This window comes from Bacillus pretiosus, from assembly GCF_052947655.1.
Map to the genome: position 1 here is coordinate 3,975,088 of NZ_CM129593.1, position 13,805 is coordinate 3,988,892.

Below are 13,805 nucleotides of genomic sequence, written 5' to 3' on the forward strand. Positions count from 1 at the left end.
ACCTGAATCGGTAATCCTTTTTATATTTCTCCACTATCTATTTGCTTTCTTTCTTCTAAATAACAGAAGTAATCCCGCTCCAACAAACGCCAAGCCTGCTCCAATTGTAGAAGCAACACTTGTACCTGTTTTCGGTAAATCACGGTCTTCTTTATTTTCACTTACAGTTGTTGTTTCTTTTGAGTTTTGATTATCCGTTGTAGTTTGTCCAGATCCTGCATTATTTGCTTCATTTGTTGGTGGTGTCGTTGGATTTTCTCCATTACTACCTTCATCTGTTGGTGGTGTCGTTGGATTTCCTCCATTATTTCCTTCACCTGTTGGTGGTGTCATTGGATTTCCTCCATTATTCCCTTCACCTGTTGGTGGTGTCGTTGGATTTCCTCCATTATTCCCTTCACCTGTTGGCGGTGTCGTTGGATTCTCTCCACCAGTTTCCTTATCATCATCGTTCTTCTTCGTTATATCAATTGCATATTTAGCAAATTCATTTTCAGATGGTCCAACATATGATATTTTCCCATCTTTCTTTATATACTTTTGTGCATTTGGTGAAGAATCGAATGTTGTATGTAATTTATCTGCAACAATCGGTTTAAACGTCCAATTTTTATCTGCTGCTGGATTAATAACTGGTGTTTCTTGCATATACTTCACAATGATTTGACGTGTTTCATCTTGTGATTGGTATACAACTTCGCCTTTACTTACACCTGGGAACGTTTGGCTACTTCCGCGATAGTTATTTGTAGCGACGATGAACTCTTGATTGTCAGCTACTGGCTTACCTTCATATGTCATATTTATAATACGATTCGTATTTGCATTTACAACTTTTCCATCTTTATCGTATTTCGTTGGTTGTGTTACATCAATTTCGTATTTTAAGCCATCTAAAATATCGAAGTTATATGTAGGATAGCTTATATTTACTAACGGCTGTTCTTCTGTTTTCTTTGGATCAATTTGGTTAAACTGACCTGCAGACATTTCAAGCCATTCTTTCACTTGTGCCCCATTTACTTTTACAGCATATAACGTATTTGGATATACGTATAAATCTGCAACGTTTTTAATCGCTAACGTTCCAGCTGGAATATCCGTATAATATGTAGCACCGTTTCGGCCACCTGCTTTAAATGGTGCGCCTGCAGATAAAACTGGAATTCCTTTATATTTGCTATACTGTCCATTTTCAGCAAATAACTTTTCTACATACCATTTTTGTGCATTTGTCACAAGTTGTACAGAAGGATCATCTTGTACTAATGAGAAATAACTATTAATTGGCGCTGTCGTTTTTCCTACAGCTGTATTCACATAATCAATTGTCGCTTGATGATCATCTTTAATTTCATTAACTAATTCTTGATCAGATTGTACTAATGGGTTCCCTTTACTATCAGCAATCGGACGAAGTTGCGGCTTCGATTGCTCTTTTTGTATTTCCCATTTTCCGTTTACCTTTTTCAATTGCATATCAATAATACCTAAGTTACTTCCAAAGACACCAGGCATTACAACTGGAACACCATTAAATACATCCTTCACTTCAGTATGTGAATGTCCCATTAATACTGCATCTACACCAGGAACTTCTGTTAAATAATACGAAGCGTTTTCCATGCCAACGTTGTATCCACTCTTATCAACGCCCGAATGCGCTAGTGCAACGATAACATCTGCACCTTCTGCTTTCATTTTTGGCACCATTTTCTTCGCTGTTTCAACTATATCTTTCGCTTTCACTTTTCCTTCTAAATTTGCTTTATCCCAGTTCATAACTTGAGGTGGAACAAATCCCATTACGCCAATTTTCACTTTTTGTTTTTGTCCTGATTCATCTTCTACTTCTTTTTCAAAAACATGATATGGTTTAAAGTAATTTTGGTCGTTCTCTTCATTAGTATCTTTATCATCTTTATAGACGTTGGAGTTAATAACCGGGAACTCTGTTTTACTAATTACTTTGTTTAAATAGTCTAAACCGTAGTTAAATTCATGATTCCCAAGAGAGATGACGTCATACTTCATTAAATTCATTAAACGATATAATGGATGTGTATAACTAGGATCCACAGGCTTCTTCGGATCATTTATTTTATTCGCTACATAATCTCCAAGTGGTGTCCCTTGCAATGCATCCCCATCATCAAATAGGACAGAGTTCTTCGCTTCTTCACGTGCTTTATTAACAAGTGTTGCCGTTTGCACGAGACCTACTTTATTATCTGTTTTCGTTTGATAATAATCGTAATTCATTAAGTTAACGTGAATATCTGATGTTTCTAGAATTCGTAAGTTAACCGTACTCTCCCCATTGTTCTCATCCGCATGAGCTGTTGCTGGCAATACTTGCGGCGCTATTACACCTATAGCAAGAGTTGCTCCAGCTAGCATTTTTTTTGACTTTTTCACAAAAAATCCCCCTTATACAATTACCAAAAATAATGAAATAAACTTCTATTTGCCTCTAACCACATACCTTTTTTCTTCTATTAGAGACAAGATTTTCATTTCATCCTGCGCTAATGAGTAGTCCCCTTAAACGCCTGATTAGTGAAACTTTAATTAGTGGGAAATAAAGCCCTACTCATTAAAACTTCACCTTATCTGACATTATCATATATAATGTACTTTCATATCGTCAATATTTTTTGACATACTTCTACAAATTTTCTGTAAAGTTGTTGTAAACTTTTCATAAACATATAATATGCCCTTACATTGTTAATACTGCTGAATATGATACAATTACCAATTACAAGGAGGATGAATATATGAAAAAAGTCATCTTAACAATTGTTTGTCTCCTCCTTCTAATCATTTCTTATTCTTATTTTGAAAAGAACGATGAGACAAAACAAAATGAACCCGAAGAAAACACAGAAAAAACATCTACTCCAAGTTGGATTGATAAGCAAACAAACGATTCCTTTTATCATCTCGTACTAGGTGATTCACTCGCCAAAGGATATGGATCGACACAAGGAGGATTTGCTGAATTAGCTTCTAGACAAATAGAAGCACAAATTCATAAGCCAATTACAGTAGAAAACCTTGGGATAAACGGTCTTACAACAGATCGTCTAGCTAAAAAAGTGCAATCAGAAGATGTAAAGCAAAAAATTAGAGCAGCAAATATCATTACAATTAATATTGGAGGAAATAATTTATTCCGTTTAAATCGTGATGTCGGTGTTATAGATGGTATTAAAATGTTAAATAAAGAAAAAGCTCATTTTGAAGCGGATATAAAAAATATTGTAAAGACAGTTCGAGATCAAAATCCGAACGCTTTACTCATTCTCTCAGAACTCTATAATCCGTTACAACTCGATGACTCCATCGCCAGTTATGCAGATATGTTTTTAGATGGATGGAATGAATCCGTTTATTCCATTTCAAAAGCAAATCAACCATCTATCGTTTTACCAATTCGTAAATTAATATCAAATGATAAAAAAGATTTACTCTTTGACCAAGTGCATCCAAATGATAATGGCTACGCGATTATTGCCGATTCATTTACAAAAAAAGTGTTGGCCTACAAATATTAAAATTTCCATGAAACAATTCTATTTTTATAACATGTCTTTTTTGTTACAATGATAGTGGAAGGGGGCCTTTATATGGAATCACGCGAGTGGGAACGTATTGTTGATCATCTTCTTTCGCTAGTGCCTCTTTTTTATCGCAAATTTATGCTTCCTGGAGAATTTTCTTCTCAAAGACATATGCCGCCATCACATACACAAGTATTGCTACTTCTGCATGAAAATGGTACATTAGCAGTTTCCGAAATCGGCAAGCGGCTAGCGATTTCACGGCCTAACATGACACCTCTATTAAACAAACTGATTCAAGAAGAACTAATAGAGCGTCATTATAGCGAAAAAGATCGACGGGTCATTTTAATTTCCCTAACAGCTGAAGGGAAATTGTTAGTAAATCAGTATCAACAATTCATTTTAGACAAATTAAAAGAAAATTTCCAAACATTATCTGAGGAAGAGCGCGAAAAGCTCATTCACTCTCTTCAAACCATTCAAAATTTAATTTTGAAAACAAACGCATAAAGCTGCTTCTACATAGAAGCAGCTTTATGATTCGTAATAATTACCATAGTATACATTTGAATATGGCCATGTCGTTAAATATGGTTTTTGTTCTTGCGTAGGCTGTTGTTGTGGTATTTGTGGTAATTGCTGCTGCTGATACACTCCAAATTGCTGCCTCATATCATTTACCGGATAATAATTTACATATGGATATACTTGCGGTACGTAATAATAATACATTCATTCTCTCCTCCTTTTTCTTAAACATATTCCAAGGAGAAAATGAATGTGACACTCTTTATATTTGCACGAGTGGTTCTCTCACTCGTTTCTTTCTGTTCTTCAAACGTAGCTTACGGTTCTTTTCATATAAATAATGCACAACAAAATATGAAATTACCCCAAACACAACTCCTATTATCGTCATACCAATTAATACATACACTTCACTCTGTAACAAGCTCTTTAACATTGTGAAAATATGGCTTGAAAACAAGTCAGAGATCGTAAATGGTTCATGATGTATCTTTTTCACATGAAATGGATAAATCATTTTTCCTAACGCATATGCAAATGGAAATAAAAATACTGGTAAAAATGATATTTTCCCAATAATATTGCCAATAACCGCCGCAGGAAAAGATCCCTTTGCCAATCGAACGATCGGATAAAATATTACATATACGAGCGATGCCGTATATAAGACCAGCATCTCTAAACCAAAACCTATCGCAAAGCCTAATGATACTTTCTTTGCTCCTTCTGGCGATCGAAGTAACTTATAATATTGAAACTTTAATATTCTCCACATCCGCTGAAAAAACGAATATGTTTTCTTAGTTGTCTTCATCCCTCATCATCTCTTTAACTATATTTTTATATGTAGTATGCCCTTACACACTCTGAAAAACAAATTTAGTTTCCTCTTTTATTATAAATGATATCAAAATGGTTAACTAAATATACATATGACATTTCAATATAAAAAGTGCACCTCAAATTGTTATTCGTGTCTAACAATTGCGGTGCAGTTCAAATTGAGCAGCTTTGTTCTTATTTATTCTCCTAATGTTTGTCCCATTTCATTTATTTTTATATCAAGACGAAAAAAGCACTTGTTGCCTTTAATCGACAATCAAGTACTTTCAGTTCATATTGTTTTTAAATTGCTCTAGATTTTATCGTAACCTTAAAACTTGTATATCTTGACGATTAATATTCATTTTCTTTTCTGTTCACTTCAAATATATTTTGCTTTAGCCGTATTAGTATTTATGTTTTTATAGCCGCACATTAACATACACTTAAAAAACACGATTGCATAAACTACCCCTTTAAAGCTAATATCTCTTCTCTATTATAGTCGATCATTGCTAAAAAGTACTCGTCAAAATTCTCAAATCTATCTATTTCTTCACCCGCAAACCAAATTATCTCTCCTGGTCTAGAAGAATTAGGTAAACATAAAACAAATAAATCCCTATCAAATTCAGAAACTGCTATTGGTAATAGCTCCTGTCTTAAAACACCGCTTTCTTCTAAAACAACATCATCTATAGCTTCTAATAATACCTGAGCATAATCCATTATAGATGATTCCTTTAATTGCTCCGTACCAAATAAATCCACCGTTTGATAAAAGCCTGCCCAACCATTGGCATATTGAAGAAATTCTCGATACATTAAATCAAGCTTATATCCCAATTCTTGTTCAATAATGCGAATAGATTTTTCATTTGCTCCCACCTCTGGAAAATGGTGTGGCCATATTTTTTCTACATCTTGTTTCATTAGCTCCTGCTTCACTAAAATCATTGTAGCTATCTTATCTTTCCAATTATTCATCATCTACTCCTCCTCTACAAACTTAAATTTTGTAGGTTTATAACCAATTGGATATTTATTAGCCTGTCCACCTATGCTCATATTAACTTTTGGATCAAGGTCTAACCAACTATGAGGCTCCGGTTTCCCCATCCAAGTTGTATCAGGAACATGACCAACATGTCCCTTGTATGCTTCTCCATTATCAGCAGCTCGCTTACCTTCTAGCCTTGCCGCACGTGAAGCTTCTTGTCTTAATTTACCTTTAGTTGATACCCTTCCTGTTGGTGATAAAGCACCAGCTTCTAAGGCTTTATTAGATCCCTCAACATAAGCCTTAACTTGCGCTATCTGTTCATCTGTCGCTCCAGGAGGTGCTTTGACCTCTACAGGTCCCCCAGCTTTACCGGCCCCCTTAACTCCATTGACTTTCTCCACAGGTACTTTTTTAGCTTTATTCACAGCCTCAGTAGCCTTAGCAGTCATTTTAACTCCTTTGCCTACTTTAGCTATCTTCCCAAAGGGTGTAATCCCTGCTACTGCCATTCCTCCAGCAAATACTCTATCCAAAGTAGATAGTTTTTCGCCAGTAGATGGATCAATCCCATCCCAAGCACGACGAATATCATACTCACCACTTATTTCACCTACTATATCCCTAGCAAGTTTTTCACCATCAAAATCCTCTTTTTCTGATGATAGTGGTCCACACATCGCTCCTTGTTCCATTGTAACATCTTGATTATCTGTATTGCGGAATTTTTCAGCAATTCGTTTCAAATCTTCTTCTACTTTTACAAGTGAATGAATAGATGTAAAAGCTTTTAGTCTCGCATCATTGAACATTTGAATGAACTGTTGATTAGAGGCACCAATCCACTGAAAACACAATTGATCTATTTCATTACATAAATTATTATGTATAGATTCTAATGCGATTCGGGTATTGCTTGCACGATTCGCAACTTCTTCTAGCATTTCAGGTGTAACTTTAATTTGAACCATTTTTTTCCTCCCTCTCCCAATTAAAATTATGAGATAAAAAGAAAAAAATGTAAATACAGAAATTTTAGAACATCCAAAAATCTTTATACAACATAAAGCCTGCTTAACAGCAAATGAAGCCTATGTGTATGTGAAGTAAAGAGTCTTCTTAGTAAACTAGGCACAAAAGGTTATACAAAAAATTTAGTAGCTGTTTCTCTAATAGATATCCCCCCTCTACCCATATAATTAAGTACATTCAGTATATACTCAAAGTAATATCTTTTTATTGTATTTACTTTCTCTTCTAAAAAGAATTTAACCATAAAAAACACCCCAATTGTTATTCGTATCTAACAATTGAGGTGCACTTCATTTAAGAAAGCTCTTCTACATTTTTAAATAAACTTACTAATAATGCTTTTTGCGCATGCAATCGATTACCCGCTTGCTCAAAGACGATAGACTGTGGTCCATCTATAATTTCTCCTGTTACTTCCTCTTCACGATGGGCAGGTAAACAGTGTAAGAAACGATATGTTTGCTTCGCATGCATAACAAGTTCTTTATTGATTTGGTAAGGTTGAAATAAAGTATATTTCTCTTCTTCTCCCTCTTGCCCCATGCTCATCCAAACGTCAGTATAAATGAAATCTGCTTCACTCACCGCTAGTTCAGGGTTATGCAAAATTTCAATTTTCGCTCCTGTTTCTTCAGCAATCGTTAACGCTTTTTTTACAATTTCCTCATTTGGTTCATATCCTACAGGCGTTGCAACAGTCATATGCATTCCAACTTTCGCACTTGCTAGCAACAATGAATGACATACGTTATTTCCATCACCTACATAAGCCAATTTTATTCCTTTAAATGTATTTATTTCTTCATATATTGTCATTAGATCCGCCAGTGCTTGACAAGGATGATGATCGTCCGTTAAACCATTAATTACAGGTATGCTCGATTCTTTTGCAAGCTCTTCTACATCGGCATGTGAGAATGTACGTATCATGATCCCATCAATATAATGAGATAATACTTTCGCAGTATCTGAAACGCTCTCCCCTCTTCCAATTTGCATCTCTTTCCCACTTAAAAACATACCATGTCCTCCGAGCTGTACCATTCCTGCTTCAAAAGATACGCGAGTACGAGTCGAATGTTTATCAAAGATAAGCCCTAATATTTTTCCTTGTAATAAAGGCTCTTGCTTATTCTTTTTTAAATAGATAGCGAACTCAATTAAAGAAATGATTTCTTCTTGTGTCAGTTCTTCTAATGTTAAAAAATCTTTCGTATTTAATTTCGGTACTTGTACAGTTGACATAGAATTTCCCCCTTATATGATTGATACGTTTTTTGTACAAACTACTTTTTTTATCATATATACTGCCTGTTCTAACTCTTCATTCGTTACAATAAGTGGTGGTAATAGTCTAATCACATTAGGTCCTGCTTGTAATACGAGAAGTCCTTCTTTCTCTAGTTGTTCTATACAACTTGCAACTTCATGCTTACACTCAATCCCAATCATAAGCCCCTTACCACGTATATTTTGAATACATTCAACATGTCGTAATTCCTCTCGCAACTTCTCTAATACGTATTCGCTCTTTTCCTTTACTTCTTTTAAAAACGATGGTTTCTTACTTACTTGCAATACTTCTTTCGCTGCAGCCATTGCAATATAATTCCCACCAAACGTTGAACCATGTGATCCTGCAGTAAACGATGTTCCAAGTTCCTTCCGGCCAATCATCGCTCCAACGGGAATGCCATTTCCAAGCGCCTTAGCGGCAGTAACGATATGAGGATCTATTCCCATTTGTTCGTAAGCAAATAATGTCCCTGTTCTTCCAATCCCTGTTTGTACTTCGTCTATAATAAATAAGGAACCGAACTTATTACATAATGTTTCAATTGCTTTCAAAAAAGATAAATCAGCAGGAATGACTCCTCCCTCTCCTTGAACAACTTCTACCATTACCGCCGCTACTTCTTCATTCATTACTTCCTCTAATGCCTTTATATCGTTAAACGGGGTATGTAAAAAAGACGGAAGGAGCGGACCAAATCCTTCTTTCACTTTATTTTGCCCCGTCGCACTCATCGTTCCGAATGTTCTACCATGAAAAGACTGCTGACATGTTATGACGAGAGATTTTCCAGTATGCTTACGAGCTAGCTTCAAAGCAGCTTCATTCGCCTCTGCCCCGCTATTACAGAAAAAAACAGAATCTAACGCTGTATTTTCTGTTAATAATGACGCTACTTCTTCTTGTAAGCTGTTTGTAAACAGGTTAGATATATGCCATATATCATGAAGTTGCTCTTGGACAGCTTTCATAACCTTAGGATGACAATGGCCTAAATTACATACGCCAATTCCTGATGTGAAATCTAAATATTGCTTACCATTTTCATCAATAACTTCCGTTCCACTTCCCTTTACAAGCTCAATATTTCTTCTCCCATACGTTTGAAAAAGATGACTTGTCATACGATACTTACTCCTTTCGTTACCGTCGTTCCGATACACTCGCCCGTAACTTCAGTAAAATCTTTTGTACCGTTCACAATACTTATCTTTTGCACTCCCATTTTTAATGACGTTAGTGCCGCCTGTACTTTCGGAATCATCCCGCCTGTAATAACTCCTTTTTCTATTAAAGTAGTAATTTCCGATTCATCCGTTTTCTTTACTAATTTCCCTTCATGTAATATCCCATCTACATCCGTAATAAAAATGAGTTCTTTTGCGGATAATGCGGCCGCAATTCCAGCTGCAGCTGTATCCGCATTTATGTTATAAATCTCATTATCATGTATCCCGACCGGAGCAATAACAGGAATATAATTCAAATTTATCAATCCTTTTAGTAAGGTTGTTTCGACATAACTTACTTCTCCCACATATCCTATTTCTTCGCTGACAGGTTGAACTTGAAGTAAATTGCCGTCACACCCTGAACAACCTACCGCAAGTAAATTATGCCTTTGCAACTTCATTACAAATTTTTTATTCGTACTTCCGCATAGCACCATTTGAACAATATCCATAACTTCTTTTGGTGTTACTCGTAACCCATCTCTTTTTTCTACTTTGATGTTACAACCTCTTAATTGCGCATCAATTTCTGGGCCACCACCATGGACAATCACTACTTTATACTTCTGTTGCAATTTCTTTATGCAATCAAAAAACACATCATTTAATTGATCCAACATACTACCGCCGCATTTCACTACAATATAATCGCTCATCTTCCCTCTCCTTATGTACGATAACAAGCGTTTATTTTCACATATTCATAGCTTAAGTCACAGCCCCAAGCTGATCCTGTCTCTTCTCCTAAATGTAAATACACATCAATCATAATTTCATGTTCTTTTAATTTCTTTTTCATTTCCTCTTCAGAAAACATTTGAGGTTCACTATTTTTCAGCACCGTAATAGATTGAAGAGTAATATCAATTGTATTTGGATTAATCGTGACTTCACTTTGTCCAATACTGCTAATAATTCGCCCCCAGTTTGGATCTTCACCATGTATTGCTGTTTTCACAAGACTCGAACCGACTATTTGCTTTGCAATTTTCTTTGCCTCTTCATTCGTTCGAGCTCCTAACACATTTACTTCTATTAACTTCGTAGCGCCCTCACCATCTTGTGCGATTTTTTTCGCTAAATCTTCACATACCTTCTGTAAAGCAAATACGAAAGTTTCCCAATCTGCATGTTCCATATTGATTGGTTTCGTTTCTGATAATCCACTTGCCATAACGATGACCATATCATTCGTAGAAGTATCTCCATCTACCGTAATTTGATTAAATGTACGATTCGTTATTTGTGATAATGCTGTTTGTAATACGTCATGCTCTATATGAGCGTCTGTCGTAATAAAACTTAGCATCGTCGCCATATTTGGATGAATCATCCCTGAACCTTTCGCAACACCAGCAATCGTCACTTTCTTCCCATCAATCATCATTTCATAGCAAGTTTCTTTCGTTATAAGATCCGTCGTTAAGATTGCTTCAGAAAAAGAATGAGCTTCACTTTCTTCCTTCGTCGGGATAAGAGTTGCAATTCCCTTTCGGATTATATCCATCGGTAAAGGGACACCAATTACACCTGTTGAAGCTACTGCAACGTAATTTTCTTTCAATCCAAAATGTTCCGCTCCTAATGCACGCATCTCGTAAGCATCTTGTAACCCTTTCATTCCTGTACAAGCATTTGCATTTCCACTATTGACGATAATTGCCTGCAATTTCCCCTCAGCTGTTATACTGTCTTTCGTTACTTGCAGGGGAGCTGCTTGTATTTGATTCGTTGTATAAACGGCAGCACATGATGCTGGCACTTCACAAATGATTACACCTAAATCCTTTTTGTCTTTTTTCAAACCATTTGCAGTACCGACTGCCGAAAAGCCTTTTGGCGTTACAATTGAACCATTATCTAATTTTGTAATAGACTCTACTTTAATCATCATGTCCCCCTTATAAATAAAGCGGCATATGCTGTAAACCTGTTGTTTCTTCTAGTCCCGCTACTATATTTGCATTTTGAATCGCTTGCCCAGCCGCACCTTTCATCATATTGTCTATAACAGAAACGACTGTCACTCTTCCGGTTCTTTCATCGTAAGCTATCCCCATATCACAATAATTTGAGCCCCTCACTTCTTTCGGACTTGGAAACTCTCCTTGCGTACGAATTCGAATGAAAGGCGATTGTTCATACGTTTCTTCATATAATTTTTGAAGTTTCCCTATTTCCATTTCTCGTTTTACTTTCGCATAAAGTGTAACCATAATTCCCCGTGATATCGGTATTAAATGTGTACTAAACGTGATTGGCTTCGTTTCCCTATTCCACTCCGCGAGCATTTGCTCAATCTCAGGAACATGTTGATGCTCATTTACTTTATAAATACGCAGGTTATCGTATAACTCAGGAAAGTGAGTCATTGTCGTTGGCGTTTTGCCTGCTCCAGATACTCCTGATTTCGCATCAATAATAATGGAATCTTCTTCAATTATGTCGCTACGAACTAACGGCAATACCGCTAATAATGCAGCTGTAGCAAAGCATCCTGGGTTTGCAATTAAATTTGCATTTTGAATCTCGGACCTTTTCCATTCACTTAACCCATATACAGCTTTACTAAGAACTGCTTCTTTTGCAGCTGTCCTTTTATACCACTGTTCATATATGAAAGGATCTTTCATACGAAAGTCTCCAGATAGGTCAATTACTTTTAAACCTACTGCTAATAATTTTGGAGTTAGCTCTGCTGATACTCCTGCTGGGGTTGCCAAAAATACAATTTCTGCTTCTTTCACTATTTCTTCCGCATCAATTTCTTGTAACGTATGAACAAGAACATTTTGAAAATGCGGATATACATTTGTTATACACTCGCCAACTTGCGAAAAAGAATGAAGAGATGCTATCGAAAAATATGGATGTTGCTCTAATAACCGAATTAACTCAATACCTCCATACCCAGTTGCTCCAATAATCGCGACTTTCATATGCTCCTCCTCATATCAATTCTTTAAATTAAGTATGATTATAATATTGTATATTTATAGAGTCAATTAAATATTTATAAATTTTACAAACTTAAAAAACTTAATTTTACTAGAAAAACAATATACACAATAGAATTTTTATACACAAATAGTGTATAGTAGTTTTTTCATTTCACTTCAAGTACAATAAAGTGAAACTATAATCAGTGGGGTTTTGTTCATCCTCCCTGATTATTAGCCCACACCAATCGGGCGTTTAGGGGCAGTCGATCTCCCACCTAACTTCTTTGCTCTAGCCGAATTTTAAGGTGGGGTTTTACTGCCCGTTAATGCCGGGTAAAACAATACATGTATACATACAGGCGGGGGAAAACATGAATGAGAAATTAATTGAGAAAATGATTATAAAAAGTTTTCAGCAATATCAATGTAATCCTATGTCAAATGAGGATCAGGAAATGCTTATTAAACATACTCAAACGATAATTCATTCAAATACTGAAATTGATGTATACGAGGCAGTTGAGGATATCGTTTACGATTATGTGACTGGAAAATAAAAAATAGGAGATTTCCATATGGAAATCTCCTATTTTTTATTTAATGATTTACCTGCAACACGCTCAAATAAACCTGGGAATAGTGCATAAAGTTTCGGACCAATGCCCATCCACTTCGGTAAGTTTACTTCACGCTTTTTCGTTTGCATCGATTTTACGATCTGCTCTGCTACATATGTTGGTTTTAACATGTACCGTCCCATATTTTTCACATATGTACCGGATTGATCCGCTATTTCAAAAAAGTTTGTATCTATCGGACCTGGATTAATCGCTGTTACGAAAATATTTGTACTAGACAACTCCATGCGTAAACTATTCGTAAATCCTAATACTGCATGTTTCGTCGCTGCATACGCACTCGATTTTGGAGTTGCAATTTTCCCAGCAAGTGAAGCAATATTAATAATATGTCCTTCGTTCCTTTTCACCATATAGGGTAGTACCGCTTTCGTACAAGCTACTAATCCAAATACATTTACTTGGAACATATCTTTCACTTCATCCATTGACGCATCTTCAAATGTTTTAAAAATACCAAATCCCGCATTGTTTACTAATATATCAATACGTCCCACTTCTTGTAATACCTTTGAAAAAACAGATTGTACTTCTATCTCTTCACTTACATCTAATACATAATAATAGCAAGGCGTATTATAAGTTTCTTTAATTTTCTCTGCTAACACTTTTAATTTCTCTTCTGTTCTAGCCATTAATACTGGAGTCGCCCCCTGCTCTGCAACTTGCATTGCAACTTGCTCTCCAATTCCACTAGAAGCACCTGTAATGACGATTACTTTATCTTGTAAACGTCCCGTCATTGCTG

Annotated in this window: 14 protein-coding genes; 3 read left to right on the top strand and 11 right to left on the bottom strand. The window is 35.8% G+C overall.

Going from position 1 to position 13,805, the window contains the following annotated elements; all coding sequences use genetic code 11:
* Positions 1–33: 33 nt before the first annotated feature.
* Positions 34–2,418 (bottom strand): bifunctional 2',3'-cyclic-nucleotide 2'-phosphodiesterase/3'-nucleotidase, encoded by a 2,385-nt coding sequence (cpdB, locus tag ACU8YW_RS20295; RefSeq protein WP_426933847.1) that lies wholly within the window; start codon positions 2,416–2,418, stop codon positions 34–36.
* 362 nt (positions 2,419–2,780) lie between these two features.
* On the opposite strand from cpdB, the gene ACU8YW_RS20300 reads away from it, so the two are divergent.
* On the top strand, positions 2,781–3,560 hold the full coding sequence (locus ACU8YW_RS20300) for a GDSL-type esterase/lipase family protein (RefSeq protein ID WP_087985149.1): 780 nt from the start codon (positions 2,781–2,783) through the stop codon (positions 3,558–3,560).
* Between the two features lie 72 nt (positions 3,561–3,632).
* On the top strand, positions 3,633–4,079 hold the full coding sequence (locus ACU8YW_RS20305) for a MarR family winged helix-turn-helix transcriptional regulator (RefSeq protein ID WP_000445817.1): 447 nt from the start codon (positions 3,633–3,635) through the stop codon (positions 4,077–4,079).
* Between the two features lie 24 nt (positions 4,080–4,103).
* Here ACU8YW_RS20305 and ACU8YW_RS20310 read toward each other — a convergent pair whose 3' ends face one another.
* The 9 genes from ACU8YW_RS20310 to argC form a co-directional block, all read right to left on the bottom strand.
* On the bottom strand, positions 4,104–4,301 hold the full coding sequence (locus ACU8YW_RS20310) for a hypothetical protein (protein WP_060488332.1): 198 nt from the start codon (positions 4,299–4,301) through the stop codon (positions 4,104–4,106).
* A gap of 58 nt (positions 4,302–4,359) precedes the next feature.
* A complete protein-coding gene (locus ACU8YW_RS20315) occupies positions 4,360–4,911 on the bottom strand; it encodes a DUF2062 domain-containing protein (protein ID WP_060488331.1) in 552 nt (183 codons plus the stop codon).
* 476 nt (positions 4,912–5,387) lie between these two features.
* Positions 5,388–5,906: an SMI1/KNR4 family protein gene (locus tag ACU8YW_RS20320; RefSeq protein ID WP_088064500.1), complete on the bottom strand. Its 519-nt coding sequence runs from the start codon at positions 5,904–5,906 to the stop codon at positions 5,388–5,390.
* Positions 5,907–5,909: 3 nt separating this feature from the next.
* The gene (locus ACU8YW_RS20325) at positions 5,910–6,890 is read right to left on the bottom strand and encodes a WXG100 family type VII secretion target (RefSeq protein ID WP_097889629.1); all 981 of its coding nucleotides are present in this window, start codon (positions 6,888–6,890) and stop codon (positions 5,910–5,912) included.
* Positions 6,891–7,245: 355 nt separating this feature from the next.
* Complete coding sequence (argF, locus tag ACU8YW_RS20330; protein ID WP_088608125.1) at positions 7,246–8,196, bottom strand: ornithine carbamoyltransferase; 951 nt, start codon at positions 8,194–8,196, stop codon at positions 7,246–7,248.
* 12 nt (positions 8,197–8,208) lie between these two features.
* A complete protein-coding gene (argD, locus tag ACU8YW_RS20335; protein ID WP_073516430.1) occupies positions 8,209–9,369 on the bottom strand; it encodes an acetylornithine transaminase in 1,161 nt (386 codons plus the stop codon).
* Positions 9,366–10,133: an acetylglutamate kinase gene (gene argB, locus ACU8YW_RS20340; protein WP_097889628.1), complete on the bottom strand. Its 768-nt coding sequence runs from the start codon at positions 10,131–10,133 to the stop codon at positions 9,366–9,368. Before argB ends, argD begins: the two co-directional genes overlap by 4 nt.
* An 11-nt stretch (positions 10,134–10,144) precedes the next feature.
* Positions 10,145–11,368 (bottom strand): bifunctional glutamate N-acetyltransferase/amino-acid acetyltransferase ArgJ, encoded by a 1,224-nt coding sequence (gene argJ / locus ACU8YW_RS20345; protein ID WP_142306217.1) that lies wholly within the window; start codon positions 11,366–11,368, stop codon positions 10,145–10,147.
* Positions 11,369–11,378: 10 nt separating this feature from the next.
* Positions 11,379–12,416: an N-acetyl-gamma-glutamyl-phosphate reductase gene (gene argC, locus ACU8YW_RS20350; protein ID WP_088064375.1), complete on the bottom strand. Its 1,038-nt coding sequence runs from the start codon at positions 12,414–12,416 to the stop codon at positions 11,379–11,381.
* Between the two features lie 374 nt (positions 12,417–12,790).
* Here argC and ACU8YW_RS20355 point away from each other — a divergent pair, with 374 nt between their 5' ends.
* Positions 12,791–12,976, top strand: coding sequence for a YqzH family protein (locus ACU8YW_RS20355; RefSeq protein ID WP_097889701.1), 186 nt, complete (start codon positions 12,791–12,793; stop codon positions 12,974–12,976).
* 29 nt (positions 12,977–13,005) lie between these two features.
* On the opposite strand, the gene ACU8YW_RS20360 is transcribed toward ACU8YW_RS20355, so the two are convergent.
* The gene (locus ACU8YW_RS20360; protein WP_097857878.1) at positions 13,006–13,800 is read right to left on the bottom strand and encodes an SDR family NAD(P)-dependent oxidoreductase; all 795 of its coding nucleotides are present in this window, start codon (positions 13,798–13,800) and stop codon (positions 13,006–13,008) included.
* Positions 13,801–13,805 lie beyond the last annotated feature (5 nt).